Origin of the sequence: Neorhizobium vignae (assembly GCF_000732195.1) — a bacterium.
Classification (GTDB): domain Bacteria; phylum Pseudomonadota; class Alphaproteobacteria; order Rhizobiales; family Rhizobiaceae; genus Neorhizobium; species Neorhizobium vignae.
The window spans coordinates 45291-61359 of record NZ_JNNU01000004.1 but is presented as its reverse complement, the minus strand read 5'-3'; the positions used below and the strand labels follow the sequence as shown (position 1 = coordinate 61359).

15 protein-coding genes and 1 tRNA gene are annotated in these 16069 nt (G+C 61.8%); 11 read left to right on the top strand and 5 right to left on the bottom strand.

Features of this window, described 5'->3' with window-relative positions:
- The first annotated feature begins 4 nt into the window (after positions 1-4).
- Positions 5-1435, top strand: a complete 1431-nt coding sequence (locus tag GQ59_RS07155; protein WP_162183289.1) for a sensor histidine kinase — start codon at positions 5-7, stop codon at positions 1433-1435.
- A 138-nt stretch (positions 1436-1573) separates the two neighbouring features.
- A tRNA-Arg gene (locus tag GQ59_RS07150) sits at positions 1574-1650 on the top strand.
- A 56-nt stretch (positions 1651-1706) separates the two neighbouring features.
- On the opposite strand, the gene GQ59_RS31000 is transcribed toward GQ59_RS07150, so the two are convergent.
- Both GQ59_RS31000 and GQ59_RS07145 read right to left on the bottom strand, forming a co-directional pair.
- Positions 1707-1919 carry a hypothetical protein gene (locus GQ59_RS31000; protein WP_080952601.1) on the bottom strand — a complete coding sequence of 71 codons (213 nt, stop codon included), beginning with the start codon at positions 1917-1919 and terminating at the stop codon, positions 1707-1709.
- Positions 1920-2029: 110 nt separating this feature from the next.
- Positions 2030-2938, bottom strand: coding sequence for a LysR family transcriptional regulator (locus GQ59_RS07145; protein WP_037079351.1), 909 nt, complete (start codon positions 2936-2938; stop codon positions 2030-2032).
- A 118-nt stretch (positions 2939-3056) separates the two neighbouring features.
- Between GQ59_RS07145 and GQ59_RS07140 the strand changes: the two genes are divergently transcribed.
- The 5 genes from GQ59_RS07140 (at position 3057) to GQ59_RS07120 (ending at position 7668) form a co-directional block, all read left to right on the top strand.
- On the top strand, positions 3057-3689 hold the full coding sequence (locus tag GQ59_RS07140) for a pyridoxamine 5'-phosphate oxidase family protein (protein WP_037079348.1): 633 nt from the start codon (positions 3057-3059) through the stop codon (positions 3687-3689).
- Positions 3686-4156 (top strand): nuclear transport factor 2 family protein, encoded by a 471-nt coding sequence (locus GQ59_RS07135; protein WP_037079345.1) that lies wholly within the window; start codon positions 3686-3688, stop codon positions 4154-4156. The genes GQ59_RS07140 and GQ59_RS07135 overlap by 4 nt, the downstream gene beginning before the upstream one ends.
- A gap of 161 nt (positions 4157-4317) precedes the next feature.
- Positions 4318-5826 carry an ArnT family glycosyltransferase gene (locus tag GQ59_RS07130; RefSeq protein WP_244447931.1) on the top strand — a complete coding sequence of 503 codons (1509 nt, stop codon included), beginning with the start codon at positions 4318-4320 and terminating at the stop codon, positions 5824-5826.
- Positions 5827-5908: 82 nt separating this feature from the next.
- Positions 5909-6616 carry an SDR family oxidoreductase gene (locus tag GQ59_RS07125; RefSeq protein ID WP_037079343.1) on the top strand — a complete coding sequence of 236 codons (708 nt, stop codon included), beginning with the start codon at positions 5909-5911 and terminating at the stop codon, positions 6614-6616.
- 14 nt (positions 6617-6630) lie between these two features.
- Positions 6631-7668: a 4-hydroxyproline epimerase gene (locus tag GQ59_RS07120; protein ID WP_037079340.1), complete on the top strand. Its 1038-nt coding sequence runs from the start codon at positions 6631-6633 to the stop codon at positions 7666-7668.
- Between the two features lie 3 nt (positions 7669-7671).
- Here the strand turns inward: GQ59_RS07120 and GQ59_RS30525 are convergent, their stop codons facing one another.
- Complete coding sequence (locus GQ59_RS30525; protein ID WP_051903858.1) at positions 7672-8598, bottom strand: tetratricopeptide repeat protein; 927 nt, start codon at positions 8596-8598, stop codon at positions 7672-7674.
- Positions 8599-8833: 235 nt separating this feature from the next.
- Here GQ59_RS30525 and pyrC point away from each other — a divergent pair, with 235 nt between their 5' ends.
- The 4 genes from pyrC to GQ59_RS07095 all read left to right on the top strand — a co-directional run bounded on the left by pyrC (position 8834) and on the right by GQ59_RS07095 (position 12962).
- Positions 8834-9877: a dihydroorotase gene (gene pyrC, locus GQ59_RS07110; protein ID WP_037079338.1), complete on the top strand. Its 1044-nt coding sequence runs from the start codon at positions 8834-8836 to the stop codon at positions 9875-9877.
- Positions 9878-9998: 121 nt separating this feature from the next.
- On the top strand, positions 9999-11177 hold the full coding sequence (locus tag GQ59_RS07105; protein ID WP_037079336.1) for a GGDEF domain-containing protein: 1179 nt from the start codon (positions 9999-10001) through the stop codon (positions 11175-11177).
- A gap of 85 nt (positions 11178-11262) precedes the next feature.
- The gene (locus GQ59_RS07100) at positions 11263-11958 is read left to right on the top strand and encodes an orotate phosphoribosyltransferase (RefSeq protein WP_037079334.1); all 696 of its coding nucleotides are present in this window, start codon (positions 11263-11265) and stop codon (positions 11956-11958) included.
- A gap of 77 nt (positions 11959-12035) precedes the next feature.
- Positions 12036-12962, top strand: coding sequence for a carbohydrate kinase family protein (locus tag GQ59_RS07095; protein WP_037079332.1), 927 nt, complete (start codon positions 12036-12038; stop codon positions 12960-12962).
- A 59-nt stretch (positions 12963-13021) separates the two neighbouring features.
- Here the strand turns inward: GQ59_RS07095 and pgi are convergent, their stop codons facing one another.
- Together pgi and GQ59_RS07085 are read right to left on the bottom strand one after the other, a co-directional pair.
- Positions 13022-14647, bottom strand: coding sequence for a glucose-6-phosphate isomerase (gene pgi, locus GQ59_RS07090; protein ID WP_037079330.1), 1626 nt, complete (start codon positions 14645-14647; stop codon positions 13022-13024).
- Between the two features lie 88 nt (positions 14648-14735).
- Positions 14736-15980 (bottom strand): alpha/beta hydrolase, encoded by a 1245-nt coding sequence (locus GQ59_RS07085; RefSeq protein WP_051903857.1) that lies wholly within the window; start codon positions 15978-15980, stop codon positions 14736-14738.
- Positions 15981-16069 lie beyond the last annotated feature (89 nt).

Genomic DNA, 16069 nt, shown 5'->3' with positions numbered 1-16069 from the left:
AACCATGCCGCGCCTTTTCCGCGGCCTTTCCGGCAGGCTTCTCTGGCTTACCGTCATTTTCGTGATGATGGCCGAAGTGCTGATCTTCGTCCCCTCCGTCGCCACCATGCGGATGAACTGGCTGCGCGATCGGCTGGACACGGCCGCCGCAGCCGGCATCGTCATCGACGGGCTGCAGCCCGCCGAGCTTCCCCGCGCCGTGCAGGACGATACGCTGCTTGCGACCGGCACCAAGGTGATCGCCCTGCGCAAGGACGGCACCTCGCGGCTGCTGGCTGCAACGGACACGCAGCCGCAGATCGATGAAGTGTTCGATCTTGCCAATGTCCCGATAGCGTCCTCCATGCGCGACGCACTCGACACGCTCGTCTTTGGCGGCGGCCGCGTGATGCGCGTTTACGGCCCGATCGGCGACAGCGACATGGTCATCGAACTGGTCATGACCGACGACGCATTGCGCAAGGACATGCTGAAATACTCGAAGACGATGTTTCTCCTGTCTTTGCTGATCTCCCTGATTACCGCCGTGCTGATCTTCCTTGCCATCAACCGGATGATGATCATGCCGATCCGGCGGCTCACCCACAGCATGCAGCTTTTCTCGGAGCAGCCGGACGACCCCGCCCGCGTCTTTAGCGCCGATCGTTCCCGGGGCGAGCTTGCCGTTGCCGGCCGGCACCTCACAGCCATGCAGGCGCAATTGCAGCGAACGCTGAAGCAGCAGAAGAACCTGGTCGATCTTGGCCTCGCCGTTTCGAAGATCAACCACGACATGCGCAACATCCTGGCATCGGCGCAGCTGATGTCGGACCGCCTGACGGATGTCGACGACCCGATGGTGAGGAGTTTCGCACCGAAACTGTTGCGCACGATCGACCGCGCGGTAGGTTACACGAACGAGGTGCTGGCTTACGGCCAGGCCTCCGAGGCAGCGCCCCGGCGCCGCCGGATCCGCTTTGCAGCGCTTGCCCAGGAGGTGCGCGACATGTTGGCGATCGATCCGGAGATCGGCATCGAATTCCTGGATCAGATCGCCGCCGATCTCGAAGTGGATTGCGACAGCGAGCAGATTTTCCGTGTCATCCACAATCTCTGCCGGAATGCCGTCCAGGCGCTGCTGAATTTCGATCCGCAGGATGCGTCCATGGTTCGCCGGGTCACGGTCTCCGCACACCGGGTCGGCAGCGTCGTCAGCATCACCATCGACGACACCGGCCCCGGCATGCCGCGAAAGGCCCGCGAGAACCTGTTCTCCGCTTTCCGCGGCTCGGCGCGGTCGGGCGGCACCGGCCTCGGCCTGGTCATCGCCCGCGAGCTTGTCCTGGCCCATGGCGGCACCATCGCACTTGTGGAAAAACCAGGCCCCGGCACGCAGTTTAGAATAGAAATTCCCGACCGTCCGGTCTCTCTGGAGGACTACCGGGTTCGGGCCTGACGCAAATAAATGTTGCTTCTCAACGGTTTGAGCGAGAAGTGACAGCAAAATGACGTTGCCCTCGGTAAAATCGCTTGCAATCGGAATGCGGACGTTTTAGAGGATCGCCACGCAAGCGGTGACGCACTGCTTGCAGACGCACCCGTAGCTCAGCTGGATAGAGCACCAGACTACGAATCTGGGGGTCAGGAGTTCGAATCTCTTCGGGTGCGCCATTTCCTTCAATCATCTCTGAACATTATCTGCGAGCTGATCGGCCGCCGGTGGCCGCCTAACTCCCGCGACGCCGCATTGATGATATGAGATACCCCAGTGCAAACGTCATTGCGGCAACCGCGATTCCGGTGCTGATCACGCCCACAGGCGTTATTCTGGCGCTGCCTTGCAAGGTAATGTTCTTCCCCACGCGCAGATCAAAAGTGGATTTGATTTCCTCAGGATGTGAGGGGAGTGCGGTCGGAGGTTCTTCCTGAATAACGGTCATTTTGAAGCTCCCGTGCAAATGTGCCGCGGCCGAACATCCATTCTAAGATAGGGTGGATGTCACAAACAAGCAGTGCGCAGGCTCATCGCGTCCGGCGCGCCGCGGCGACGTCAGGCGGCGGAGCTGATCCCGACGATCGCCTGGCGCAGCCTCGGTGCGGCAAAATCCAGGAAGCTGCGCATCTTGAGCGGCATCTGGCCGCGCGCGGCGTGAACGAGATGGATGGGTGCGGGCTCGGGCTCGAAGGATTCCAGGATGATCCGGAGCTCTCCGGCTTTGATGGCTTCTGCCGCCTGGTAATGGAGCAGCCGCGTGACCCCGACATTGCATATCGCGGCCTCCGCAGCCGCCTCGGCGGTCGAGACGGAAAGGCGTGATGCCGCCGCGGTCGCACTCGATCCTGCCGGCAGCATTTGCCGAATTGACGATGGAGCCGGCCCCTCGAACGTCACCCAAGGCATTCTTCGAAGATCCTCCGGTATCTGCGGAACACCATGAGCCGCGAGCAGGGCCGGGCTGGCGCAGGTCACCATCCGCATCGATCCGACCCGCGTCGCAACCATCGTGCTGTCCGGCAATTGGCCGATCCGGACTGCCATATCGACATGATCGTCGACGAGATGAACGTTGCGGTCGGCCAACTGCAGGCGGATATTGATTTCGGGAAACAGGGCCAGGAAATCGATGACGATGGGCAGGACATGGAGCCGGCCGAACATGATCGGCGCCGTGATGACCAATTCGCCCTTTGGCGTTGTGAACTCACCGGCGGCCTCCCGTTCCGCATCCTCGACCTGTTCGAGTATACGTCGCGCCGCCGCTACATAGGTGGCGCCGACATCGGTCAGGGTGAGTTTGCGGGTCGTGCGGATCAACAGACGCGTGCCGAGCGAGGCCTCGAGCTCCGAGATTTTCCGGCTAAGCGTCGGTACGGGCACCCGGAGCGCCCGACCCGCGGCGGACAGACTACCCTTGTCCACCACCTCCAGCAGCATCGACATGGCTTCGAAGCGATCCATCCGCTTTTCCATTTCTTGAAAGGATGAGTTCCAGAAATGCTATATTATGCTTAATTATGGAAAAGGCTATGCATCCTCAACGGCGCCGATAGCGGCTCTGCCGGGAAGGAGCTCCTTCATGTCCTATGGCTTTCTAGACATCGCGATCACACCCAGCGTTCGGGCTGCACAGAAGGCTATGGGCGCCGATCACATCTGGCAGAATTTTTCTGGTGATCGTGACTTCGATCGCCTTACGGAAAATGAAGTGGCCTTCATCTCCGACCGGGACAGCTTCTACATGGCGACGGTCTCGGAGACGGGTTGGCCCTATGTCCAGCACAGGGGCGGCCCGCGCGGCTTTCTGAAGGTGATCGATGACCGGACATTGGCCTTCGCGGATTATCGCGGCAATCGCCAGTATATCAGTACCGGCAATGTTGCGGCGAACGACAGGGCATGCCTCTTCCTGATGGATTACGCCCGTCGTGCCCGGTTGAAGATCTATGTGCATGTGGAGGAGGTGGCGCTCGACGCGGATCCTGCCCTGGCCGCGCTTGTCATCGATGCGGACTATCGGGCGAAGCTCGAACGCATTTTCAGGCTGCGGCTCGAGAGCTTCGACTGGAACTGTCCGCAGCACATCACTCCCCGCTTCACCGAGGAACAAGTAGGGGAGGCGGTCCGTCCCCTTCGAGATCGACTGGCCGAACTCGAATCGGAAAACGCTGAATTGCGCGCCCGCCTTGCCGCCCATGGAGATACCCAATGATCGATCAGCGTCCACCCCTTCCGCCGTTCACGCCGGAAACGGCAATCGAGAAAGTTCGCCTCGCGGAGGATGGCTGGAACAGCCGGGACCCGGCGCTTGTGGCGCTCGCCTACACGGTCGATAGCTACTGGCGCAACCGGGCTGAATTCCTGGAGGGGCGTGAGGCGATCGTCGGCTTCCTCACCCGCAAATGGCAGCGCGAGCTGGACTACCGTCTCGTGAAGGAGCTGTGGAGTTTCCGGGAGAACCGCATAGCGGTCCGCTTCGCCTATGAGTGGCACGACGAGGGCGGCAACTGGTTCCGCTCCTACGGCAACGAGAATTGGGAGTTTGACGAACATGGCCTGATGCACCGACGGCTCGCCTCCATCAACGACGCGCCCATCCGCGAGTCGGAGCGGCGTTTCCATTGGCCGCTCGGACGCAGACCCGACGATCATCCAAGCCTCAGCGCTCTCGGCTTTTGACCTGCAAGGGCACTGGGAGGAAATCCGCACGCGTTCAATTCGGCGCAGGTTATCAAACGGCGAGCGCGCGGTTTCTATTGATCCGCGTCGCAGGCTGTGCCATCCGCTTCGCATGATAACTTTCTCATAAGGCCAAAATGAATCGGGAGAGCGTGGGCGCGGTGCGTTCCGAAAAGTTGAACAAACCGGGTCGGCTGGCAGGGTTTCTGGCTGGCGGCCTTCGGCCCGCGGCGCTTTTTCTGGGCGCTTATTTCCTGTTGAGCATCGCTGTCCGCCTGATACTGCCCAACGCGCTGACGCTGGACGAGGCGGAGCAGGCGCTGTTTTCACAATACTGGCTTGCCGGGTACGGGCCGCAGCCGCCTTTCTACAACTGGGTTCAGAATGCCTTTGTCAGCGTGATCGGCATCTCGCTTTTTTCGCTGACCTTGCCGAAATTCCTGATGCTGCTGTTGTGTTACGTATTTTTTGGCATGGCGGCGCGTGAGATCGACGCCCGACCCGCCTTTGCGGCGATGGCAATGCTGAGCCTGCTTACCCTGCCGCAGCTTTCCTACATGCCGCAGCAGGATCTGACGCACACCGTGGCGGTGCTGATGGCGACGTCGCTGTTTCTCTACGGGCTCTTCCGAACCCTTGTCCGGGCCGATTGGCAGGGATACGTGATCGTCGGAGTAGCGACCGGCATCGGCATGATCTCGAAATACAATTTCGGGCTGCTACCTGCCTCCGCCCTCATTGCCGTATGCTGCGACAGGGAATGGCGTGCCCGGCTTTTCGACCTGCGGGTCCTGCTGACTGCCATCATCGGCCTGGCAATCGTCCTCCCGCATGCGCTTTGGCTTATCGACAATCTCGATCTCGCGACATCCGGCACGATCGGCAAGATGGTCGAGGCGAATGCCCCGCATGGCATTGCCCGTATAGCACGCGCACTAGGCTCGCTGATGCTCGCCTGCCTGGCGTTCGGCGCTCTGACCTTCATCATCTTCGCAATCGCCTTCAAAAAGGACTTCAGGCGATCGCTGACCGCCGGCGACCGCTGGACGCGCCTGCTGGGGCTGATGATGGCGGTGGGCCTGCTGGGTGTCGTATCGGTGATCCTTTTCACGGGCACCACCAAGATCACCGAGCGCTGGCTGGATCCCTATCTCCTGCCTCTGCCACTCTATCTCCTTCTGAAGCTGGAACGAGCAGGCATCGATACCACGCTCCATCTCAAGCGCCTCGTCCCCGTTTTCATCGTCATCATGGCTGTGACATCGGTCCCGCTGGCGGGCAAGACTTTCACGGGTGGGCTCACCGGCGCCTATACCCGAATCAACTATCCGCTCGCCTCCGTCGCGGAAGCGCTGAAAGCGGAAGGCCGGCCGGCAGTGATCGTTGCGGCCGGCATGCATCTTGCCGGCAACATGCGGCTGCAGTTTCCGGATGTGCCGGTTATCAATTCCGAGCAGCTGATCGCCGGCTTCCCGGCTCCAGATGACATGAAGGGGCCGGTTCTGGCGATCTGGGCCGATGGCGCGCGCGCGGCGGGCTCGCCGCCGATCGATCTTTCCTCCATCGATACGCTCGGATTAACCGCATCGCCTGCCAAATCTCTCTCGCTGCCCTATTATTACGGCGACGGCAAAATGCAGCTCGACCTCGGTTATCTCTGGCTTCGCTGAAGACGGTAGGCAAACCGGCGAGGCTGATATATCTGTTCGGGAAGCCTGCTCGCAGGCGGACAAAGACCCCAAGGAGATTCCGATGGCTGAGACGGAAAAGGTCGCGCTGATTACCGGCGGTGGACGTGGCATGGGCGAGGCGATCGCCCGCGAGTTGTACGCCCAGGGTTACAAGCTCGCGCTGATGTCGCCATCGGAAAGCTGCGAGAAGCTGGCGGCCGAACTCGGCGGCGTCGCCTCGCGGGGCGTCGCGGAAAAGGCCGAGGACATCCAGGCGATTTTCGATCTCACCATGAAGACCTACGGCCGCATCGATGCCGTGGTCAATCATACCGGCCATCCGCCAAAGGGCGACCTGCTCGATATCAGCGACGAGGACTGGACACTCGGTTCGGACATGATGATCCTGTCGCTGGTGCGCATGGCGCGCCTGGTGACGCCGGTCATGCTGAAACAGGGCAAGGGCGCCTTCGTCAACATCACCACCTTCGCCGCCTACGAGCCCTCGCTCGTCTTCCCGGTTTCGTGCACCTACCGCGCAGCAGCAGGTGCCTTCACAAAGCTCTTCTCGGATCGCTATGCGGCCGACAATATCCGCATGAACTGCATCCTGCCGGGGTTCATCGACAGCCTCGATCACAAGTCCGGAACGGCGGAAAAGATACCGATGAAGCGTGTCGGCCAGGTAGAAGAAATCGCAAAGACGGCCTCATTCCTCCTGTCGGATGGCGCCGGCTACATCACCGGCCAGAACATCCGTGTCGATGGCGGCATCACCCGTCACGTCTGATCGGAGTATCTGAGATGAGATGGAAGCGCACGATCCAGCTGCTGGACGTTCATTGCGAGGGTGAAATCGGCAAGGTCGCGATCGGCGGCGTGCCGAAGATCCCGGGCGAAACGGTCGCCGCCCAGCTTCATTGGCTGAACACCGATCCGAAGGGCAACGAGCTTCGCCGCTTCCTCTGCCTCGAGCCGCGTGGAGCGCCGATCGGCTCGGTCAACCTGCTGCTGCCGGCGAAACATCCCGATGCGGACGCCGCCTTCATCATCCTGCAGCCGGACCAGGCGCATGCGAGTTCCGGTTCGAACTCGATCTGCGTGACAACGGCGCTTCTGGAATCAGGCATTGTCGAAATGCAGGAGCCTGAAACCGTGGTTGTTCTGGAAACCGCAGCCGGCCTTGTGCGCGCGACCGCCACATGCCGCGATGGGCGCTGCGAAAAAGTGAAGCTCACCATGGTGCCGTCTTTCGTGCACCAACTTGATGTCAGGGTTCAGACCCCGTCATGGGGCGAGATCACGCTCGACCTTTGTTATGGCGGAATCTTTTACGGGCTGGTGGATGTCGGCCAGATCGGTCTGACCATCGAGAAGGGCAATGCGGCAGCACTCGTCCAGGCCGGCATGGTGCTGAAGGACCTGATCAACAGGCAGATCGAGGTCGTACACCCGGAAATCCCCGCGATCTCCGGCGTCGCTTACGTGATGTTCCGGGACACGGAAGCGGACGGCACGGTGCGGACCTGCACGACGATGTGGCCGGGGAGGGCGGACCGTTCGCCCTGCGGCACCGGCAATTCCGCCAATCTGGCAGCGCTCCATGCGCGCGGCAAGGTAAGGGTGGGGGACGTCTTCAAGTCGCGCTCGATCATCGGTTCCCAGTTTGAGGTGGGGCTGGCGTCCGAAACTGAGGTCGCCGGAAAGCCGGCGATCATTCCGACGATCACCGGCCGCGGTTTCACCTTCGGTCTGCATCAGATTGCTCTTGATCCGTTCGACCCGCTGTCGGACGGATTTGCGATGACCGATGTATGGGGACCATCCGCTGGGGAAATCTGAGTGTCAGATTTCCTTGCCGTTGCCGGCCGACTGTTCCATGTCGCCCGGCTTCAGCACCAGCGAATTGACGCCTTCGGTCGTTGCGGGATCGCTCGGACCCGGGACAACGCCCAGTTCCTGCATCTGCATAAATTTGTAGGCGCCGAACACATCGCCCTTTTCGGCAGCTTTGCCGTACATTTCGGCAGCCTTGAGACTATTCGCTTCGATACCTTCGCCGGCTTCGTACATCAGCCCGAGATTGATCATCGCATCGGCATTGCCGCGCTGGGCCGCAAGGTCGTACCAGGCGATCGCCGTCTGGTCGTCCTGCTCCACGAGCTGGCCTTCGTCATAGATCGCGCCGATATTGAAGGCAGCCGTATCGTCACCTTCCGCCGCAGCCTTTTCGAACCATGTAAGCGCCCGCTTGACGTCCGGCTCGGTGCCGAGGCCATCCCGATAGGCGACGCCGAGATTGTAGGCGGCCAGCACGTTGCCGCCATTGGCAGCCTCGGTATAGAGCTGGAACTCCGATCGTTCGTCGCCGAGCCGGCCCATCAGCATGCCGAAATTCACCTTGGCGGCGGCATATCCTGCCCGGACTGCGACATCATAGGCGTTCATCGCCTGGTCGGCCTGCTGAGTCTTGTTGAGAGCCCGGCCGAGCTGATAGGCGAAACGCGGGTTGCCGGTCGCGTCATAGGCCATGCGACAGGCGTCTACCGCGGTGCCGTCGATATCCGAAATGCCGACAGGCGCAAACTCTCCGTTGCGCTGCTGATCGTAGGGGCTGCCGGCGAGGCGGTCACATTCCGTCTGCACCGCAGACGCAAGCTGCAGGCTGGCCCGCTCTTCGGCACCTGGCGAAACCGTCAGGGCGCACAACGCGACGGCGGTACCTGTGGCAATTGCAAAACCCCTGTTGACTATCGAGAGGCGGGATTTCATCTTGCGCTCCGATTTAACTGATCATTCAGATTGCTTAACGAACGCCGGAAGCAGGCGCCGGTTCCGTGTGCCTTTCAGGTTTCGTGCGTGAGAAGCCTTTGCATCCCGCACATTCGCGTGAGAAAAGTAACCTGCGTCTGACCTGCTGGATTGCAGGTTCCTCGCATGATCGGATTGTTTTGTCCGAACCATTGATGTTATGGCGGACTGATCGACCACGTCCGGAAGTTCTCCCATGAAAACGCTCACTCTCCGCCGCCCTGACGACTGGCACCTGCACCTTCGCGACGGCGATGTCCTGCAAGCGGTGATCGGCGATACGAGCCGGCATTTCGCACGCGCCATCATCATGCCCAACCTCGTGCCGCCGGTGGTGACAACGACGGATGCCAAGGCCTACCGCGAGCGCATTCTCGCCGCCCTTCCGGCAGGCGACCGCTTCGAGCCGCTGATGACGCTCTACCTGACGGAGCATACCGATCCGGACGATGTGGAAGAGGGCAAGAGGAGCGGCCTGATTTCGGCCGTGAAACTTTATCCCGCCGGGGCCACCACCAATTCCCATGGCGGCGTGCGCGATTTCAACAAGGCGATGCCGGTTCTGGAGCGAATGGCGAAGGTCGGCCTGCCGCTCTGCGTGCACGGCGAGGTGACCACGCCGGAGGTCGACATCTTCGACCGTGAAGCCGTCTTCATCGAAACGGTGCTCGATCCGCTGCGCCAGCGCCTGCCGGAACTTAAAGTCACGATGGAGCACGTGACGACCGCCGACGGCATCGACTACATCAAGTCGTCGAAGGGCAATCTCGCCGGCTCGATCACCACCCACCACCTGATCATCAACCGCAACGCCATCCTGGTCGGCGGCATTCGCCCCCATTATTACTGCCTGCCGGTCGCCAAGCGCGAGAACCATCGCCTCGCGCTACGCGCGGCGGCGACATCCGGCGATCCGCGCTTCTTCCTCGGCACCGACTCTGCCCCCCATGTCGATCCGCTGAAGGAATGCGGCTGCGGTTGCGCCGGCATCTACACGTCCGTCAACACCATGAGCTGCCTTGCGCATGTGTTCGAGGACGACAACGCGCTCGACCGGCTGGAGGCTTTCACCTCGCTGAACGGCCCTGCCTGGTATGGGCTGAAGCCGAACGAGGAAACGATCACGCTTGAAAAGCGCGACGAGCCGGTGAAGTTTCCGGACAAGCGCGCGAGCGCCGCCGGGCCGATCACGGTCTTCGATCCGATGTTCCCGCTGCACTGGCATGTGGTTGATAAGTAAATGCTAATGATATCCGGATTGATGCTGGTCAGATCGATCCGGTAACCTTTTGGATAGAATCCGGGCTTAGCTTGGCGCCCAAGATTTTCCGGCGGGGATGTACCCGAAGAGAAAGCTAGGCATGATGCTCGACTACCATTCTCTTCTGCTCGCGCTGGGCGTCTCGGCGGCGTGCCTGATGGTGACGCTGTTCGGCACATGGTATTCACGCCGCACGGATTCCTTCCTTCTTACCCTCGTCATCGCGCTCTGTCTCACGGTTTCAGGGATTTTCGCCTATAGTTCCTATACTGTCGAGGCCGACGTCGTGGGTGCCTCGATCGCCTATACGTTCCTGATGGCGGGGTTCGGCACGATCTATGCGGCATCCGTGCAGTTCCGCAGCGGGACGCGGCCCTGGATAATGGCTGGCGCCATTACCGCCGCTTCCGTGACTTTCGGCGTGCCGTTGATGATTGCCGGCCTCGACGGCCTCGGGTTCATCGTCATGAACCTTGCCACCGCCGGGCTGCTCCTCGAGACCGCCAGGCAATATTGGCGCGCACGCCGCGAGGCGCCGGGACCGCTCATCGGAATAGCGGTGCTCTACACCGCCACCGCGGCATCTTTCGCCCTATGTGCTGCCGTCCTGATCGACGGACAGCAATGGGTTCTGGGCCACGCGCCGGACAACTGGGCCGAAAACCTCAATATCGCTGTCTGCATCGCCGGCATGACCGGCATAGGCGCACTGTCGCTGGCGCTGCATCAGTGGCGCATGGCGGCCCACCATCGCCACGAGGCGATTACCGATGCGCTGACGGGGCTTCTCAACCGCCGCGCCCTCTTCGAGCAGTATGGCCATCGCACTCTCGGTCCGTCGACCGCCGTCGTCGTTTTCGATATCGATCGGTTCAAGGCCATCAACGACCAGCACGGCCATGCCGCCGGCGACGAAGTGCTGAGGCTGTTTGCCGAGGATCTCAGAAGCGGCACCAAAACCCGCTACACCGTGGCTCGGCTCGGCGGCGAGGAGTTCGTGATGATCCTCGTCAACGCCCTTCCCGGACGGGCCGAACGGATCGCCAACGACATCTCCCGCCGCTTCGCCGCTCGCGAGATCATCGTCGGCGACGCGGTGCTTAAGTGCACGGTCAGCGCCGGCGTCGCGGTCGGTGCCCCGACCGGCCAGCCTTTCGAGACCGTGCTTAGCCTGGCCGACAACGCGCTCTACGAAGCAAAGCGGGCCGGTCGCGACCGCGTGCATGTCTCAGGCTATCTTCGCCCGGTGGACTTGAACGAGACGCGTACCACCGCCTGACTCCCTCCTTATTTTTCGCATCGTCTGGCATACTCCGCCGCATGCTGCTATTGCGGCGCGTGGTTTTGACAAAAGGAGCGGGCGCATGATTCAAACCACATTTCCGGACCGCGGCGTAATGGCCGAACTGATGGCGAAGATGCTCTGGGAGATCGGAGCGGTCCACTTCAGCGCCGACAAGCCCTACAAATTCGCCTCCGGCCTGATGAGCCCGGTCTATATCGACTGCCGCAAGCTGATTTCCTATCCGCGCATCCGCTCGGCGATCATGGATTTCGCGGCCGCGACCGTCATGCGCGACGCCGGTTTCGAGAAGTTCGACTGCGTTGCCGGCGGCGAGACCGCAGGTATCCCCTTCGCGGCTTTCCTCGCCGAACGTTTGGGCCTGCCGATGATCTACGTCCGCAAAGCGCCGAAAGGCCATGGGCGTAACGCGCAGATAGAGGGCCATCTGCCGGAAGGCGCGCGCGTGCTGGTCATCGAGGACCTGACGACTGCCGGCGGCAGCATGTTCAAGTTCATCGATGCGATCCGGGCAGCCGGCGCTACTGTCGATCACGGCATCGCGCTCTTCTTCTATGATATCTTCCCGGAAGCCTATGAGCGTTTCTCGAACGGCCAGGTGAAGCTTCATCACATTGCCACCTGGCGTAACGTTCTGGCGGCAGCCAGGGACGGCAAGCTTTTCGATGAAAACACTCTGTCGGAAGTCGAGGCCTTTCTTGATGCGCCGCTGGCCTGGTCGGGACGCCATGGCGGTGTTAGCGAAATCGCACTCTGATTTTTTGCTCTGGCCTTTTGGCAAAAGCTCGCTTAATCGATTGAAAAACTGCTGAGAAAGTGCGCGGGAGGATTTTTATGATTTTGTGCTGCGGCGAAGCCCTGATCGATATGCTTCCGCGTGACACTACGCTCGGTGAAAAAGGCTTTGCGCCATACGCCGGCGGCGCGATCTTCAACACCGCAATCGCGCTTGGCCGGCTTGGTCAGCCGACCGCGTTTTTCACCGGCATTTCTGATGATCTGATGGGTGACGTCCTGCGGGACACGCTGGCAAAGAGCGGCGTGGACTACCGCCTTGCGGCCGTTTCGTCCCGCCCGACGACCATCGCCTTCGTGAAACTAGTCAACGGCCAGGCCACCTATGCCTTCTACGACGAAGGCACCGCCGGCCGGATGATCACCGAGGCCGACCTGCCGGTGCTCGGCGATGACTGCGAGGCCATGCATTTCGGCGCGATCAGCCTGATCCCCGAACCCTGTGGCGCAACCTACGAGGCGCTGATGGCCCGCGAATACCGCAAGCGGGTGATCTCCTTCGATCCGAACATCCGCCCCGGCTTCATCAAGGACAAGCCGAAACACATGGACCGCGTCCGCCGGATGGCCGCCATGTCCGACATCATCAAGTTCTCCGATGAGGACCTCGACTGGTTCGGCATGCAGGGCGACCACGATACGCTGGCAGCGCATTGGCTGGATCGGGGTGCAAAGCTGGTGGTCCTCACCCGTGGTGCGGATGGCGCCACCGGCTATACCAAAAACTTCAAGGTATCCGTGCCGAGCGAGCGCGTCACGGTGGTCGACACCGTCGGCGCCGGCGATACGTTCGACGCGGGCATTCTGGCCTCGCTGAAGATGCAAGGCCTGCTGACCAAGGAAAAGGTCGCGGGCTTGACCGAGGATGCCGTGAGCAAGGCTCTCGCACTCGGTGCAAAGGCCGCTGCCGTCACGGTGTCGCGGGCGGGCGCCAACCCGCCGTTTGCGCATGAGATCGGTCTCTGAGGTCCTATCCTCGGTCTTCAAAGGGAAATAGTTCGGCCCCCTGAGGGAGGGCCGAAACGTCATTTCCGGGCGGCGAGCAATGCCTTCACCAGCCCTTGTGTCGAGGCGTCGTGGCTGCCGGCGCTTTCCTTGCCTTCCACCACGGGCAGCAGGCCAGTCGCCAGTTCCTTGCCGAGCTCGACGCCCCACTGGTCGAAAGAATTGATGCGGAACAGCACCCCTTCGACGAATACGCGGTGTTCGTAGAGCGCGATCAGCCGGCCGAGGGCGAATGGCGTCAGCTTGTCGTAGACGAAGGTGATCGACGGACGGTTCCCGGTGAAGACGCGGTGCGGCGCGATGAAATCGGCCTGTTTGTCGTCCATTCCCTTAGAGGTCAGCTGCGCCTTGGCTTCCGCCACGGTGCGGCCCTTCATCAGCGCTTCCGACTGTGCCAGGCAATTGGCGATCAGCAACTCGTGCTGGTGGCGCAGATGCGGCTCGAAACTGTTGGCAGCGATCATGAACTCGGCCGGGATGACGGTCGTGCCCTGGTGGATGAGCTGATAGAAGGCGTGCTGGCCGTTGGTGCCGGGTTCGCCCCAGACGACCGGGCCGGAATTGCCCTCGACCGGCGTGCCGTCGATCGTCACGCCCTTGCCGTTCGATTCCATGTCGAGCTGCTGCAGATAGGCCGGGAAGCGCAGCAGCCGCTGGTCATAGGGCAGGATGGCGCGCGACGGATAACCGAGAACGTTACGGTGGTAGAAGCCGATCAGGCCGAGCAGCATCGGCAGGTTCTGGCGCACCGGCGCGGTGCGGAAATGGGTGTCCATTGCATGCGCGCCATCCAGGAACTTGCCGAAATTCTCCGGGCCGACGGCGATCATCAAAGGCAGGCCGATTGCCGACCAGATCGAATAGCGTCCGCCGACCCAGTCCCAGAAGCCAAAGATGCGGTCGCTCTCGATGCCGAAGGCCGCGACCTTGTCGAGCGCGGTGGAAACGGCGCAGAAATGGTGTCCGACGGCCGCTTCCCCGAGCTTGTCGGCGATGAAGGCGCGCGCTGAGGCGGCATTGGTCATCGTCTCGATGGTCGTGAAGGTCTTGGAGGCGACGATGAACAGCGTCGTTTCCGCATCGAGCAGCTTCAGCGTGTCGGCGATATGGGCGCCGTCGACATTGGAGACGAAATGCGCCCGCGGGCCGTCATGGAAGGGCGCGAGCGCTAGGGTGACCATGACCGGGCCGAGGTCGGATCCCCCGATGCCGATATTGACGATATCGGTGATCTTCTTGCCGGTCGCGCCCTTCAGTGTGCCGGATCGGATGCCGTCCGCGAACTTGCCCATGGCGGCGAGCACGCCGTTCACATCCGGCATCACATCCTTGCCGTCGACCATGACCGGCGTGTTGGCACGGTTGCGCAGCGCCGTGTGCAGAACGGCGCGGCCTTCGGTGAAGTTGATCGCGACGCCCGAGAACATCTCCTCACGCTTCCTGGCGACGCCGCCGGCCTCCGCCAGCTTTTCGAGCAGCACCATGATCTCGTCGTTCACGGCCGTCTTGGAATAGTCCATCAGCAGGTCGTCGAAAGTGGCGCTGAACTTCGCGAAGCGGCCGGAATCGGCTGCGAAGGCGGCGCGAATATCCGTGGCATTGGCTTTTGCGACGGTGGACTTAAGGTCTTGGACGATGGCCTGCATGGCTGATTCCTCGGCACTCGGAATGGGATGATCGGGAACCTATTCCGTTTCCATGTCAAATCAAGCACGGTCGAAAGCGATGGCGTGTTTATTGCCCGACGGCCGTCGTCACCGTATTGCCGACGGCATTGCCGAGCCGGTCGACCTGGTCGTTGTAGGTGCGTCGCGTCGCGGGATCGAAGATCGCAATCGGCGTGCTGACGGCCACGCTTGCAGCACCGCCGACGGTCTGGGCAGCACCCAAGGCCACGGCGCCGAGCCGGTCGCCGAGCCCCACGTCGGAGTCGGTGACCGTCTGGCCGGCGATCAGCCGGTTGCCGATCAGCTTCACCACTTCCGGGCTTTCGGCGAACTTGCCGTGGTTCAGGCGGTCCCCGGTCTTCAGCGCGGTGAGGTCGAGCACGACGATACCGGCCTTTTCGAATTCGCTGCGATAGGGCTCGACGGTCGGATCCACCTGGCCGAGCCGGTCGATATTGCCGGAAATCCGTCTGGACAGACTGAGTGCCCGGTCGTCGCGGGATACGAACAGTGTGAAATGGGGCCGTTTCTCGCCGATCTCGGCAAGCTGCTGGCCGAATACGTCGACATCGAGGTCCGGCGAGGCGAGAATGACGTTCTGGATCTTCGGTGCCACGCGGCCGTCGCGAATTGCCATCTGGCGCAGCGCCTCGACGGTCAGCCACGATCCCATCGAATGGGCCATGACGGTGATTTCCCCGACATTCGGCTCCTTCGCCAGCCGGCGCAGCATCTCCTCCAGCGCGTCGCGGGAATAGTTTGTGCTTTCCTTGTCGTAATTGTAGGCAAAGACGCTGCCGCGAGACGGCCAGGTGAACAGGACCGGGGCCACATCCGCGTTCGAGTCGTGGACGATCTGGGCAAAGCGATAGACCGCGTCCTCGTAGCGGTTGTTGAAGCCGTGAACGAAGACGAACACGCGTCGGCTCTTGCCGAGGTGGCCCTTGAGCCACGACTGCGCGGCCTGCGGCTTCAGGGGCGTGACCGAGACCGTCGTAAATTCCTTGGCCGGATTGGCCGGCAGCTTCGATGGCCACTGCACTTGCCCGATCTCGCGAGCCTTGTCCGGCGGAATGGAGATGGCAATCTCGGTGACGACAGGTTCCTTGCCGCGCTCGCCAGAAAACAGCACACCGGGCGTTTCGGTCGAGCGTCGCGTGGTCGCCACCAGCACATCGATCTTCGAGGTTCCGGCCGCCTGCGTCTGGGTTGGAATGAGCACGCCTTCGGGACGCCCTGCACAGCCTGCAAGGGCGCTCAGTACCGTGAAGACGGCAATCACACGAAACGAAAATCCGGTGCGGCTTTCCAAGCGAACTCCAACATGCTTTGCCCAGCCCCTTGTGAGGGCTAATCAAGGATTGCAGGATCGTCCACCGCTAACCCAGGAAATTTGCCTCC

Excerpts from the sequence above, each read along its gene's own strand:
- GQ59_RS07155 (WP_162183289.1), top strand. The coding sequence starts at position 5 with ATGCCGCGCCTTTTCCGCGGCCTTTCCGGCAGGCTTCTCTGGCTTACC.
- GQ59_RS31000 (WP_080952601.1), bottom strand. The coding sequence starts at position 1,919 with ATGACCGTTATTCAGGAAGAACCTCCGACCGCACTCCCCTCACATCCT.
- GQ59_RS07145 (WP_037079351.1), bottom strand. The coding sequence starts at position 2,938 with ATGGATCGCTTCGAAGCCATGTCGATGCTGCTGGAGGTGGTGGACAAG.
- GQ59_RS07140 (WP_037079348.1), top strand. The coding sequence starts at position 3,057 with ATGTCCTATGGCTTTCTAGACATCGCGATCACACCCAGCGTTCGGGCT.
- GQ59_RS07135 (WP_037079345.1), top strand. The coding sequence starts at position 3,686 with ATGATCGATCAGCGTCCACCCCTTCCGCCGTTCACGCCGGAAACGGCA.
- GQ59_RS07125 (WP_037079343.1), top strand. The coding sequence starts at position 5,909 with ATGGCTGAGACGGAAAAGGTCGCGCTGATTACCGGCGGTGGACGTGGC.
- GQ59_RS07120 (WP_037079340.1), top strand. The coding sequence starts at position 6,631 with ATGAGATGGAAGCGCACGATCCAGCTGCTGGACGTTCATTGCGAGGGT.
- GQ59_RS30525 (WP_051903858.1), bottom strand. The coding sequence starts at position 8,598 with ATGAAATCCCGCCTCTCGATAGTCAACAGGGGTTTTGCAATTGCCACA.
- pyrC (WP_037079338.1), top strand. The coding sequence starts at position 8,834 with ATGAAAACGCTCACTCTCCGCCGCCCTGACGACTGGCACCTGCACCTT.
- GQ59_RS07105 (WP_037079336.1), top strand. The coding sequence starts at position 9,999 with ATGATGCTCGACTACCATTCTCTTCTGCTCGCGCTGGGCGTCTCGGCG.
- GQ59_RS07100 (WP_037079334.1), top strand. The coding sequence starts at position 11,263 with ATGATTCAAACCACATTTCCGGACCGCGGCGTAATGGCCGAACTGATG.
- GQ59_RS07095 (WP_037079332.1), top strand. The coding sequence starts at position 12,036 with ATGATTTTGTGCTGCGGCGAAGCCCTGATCGATATGCTTCCGCGTGAC.
- pgi (WP_037079330.1), bottom strand. The coding sequence starts at position 14,647 with ATGCAGGCCATCGTCCAAGACCTTAAGTCCACCGTCGCAAAAGCCAAT.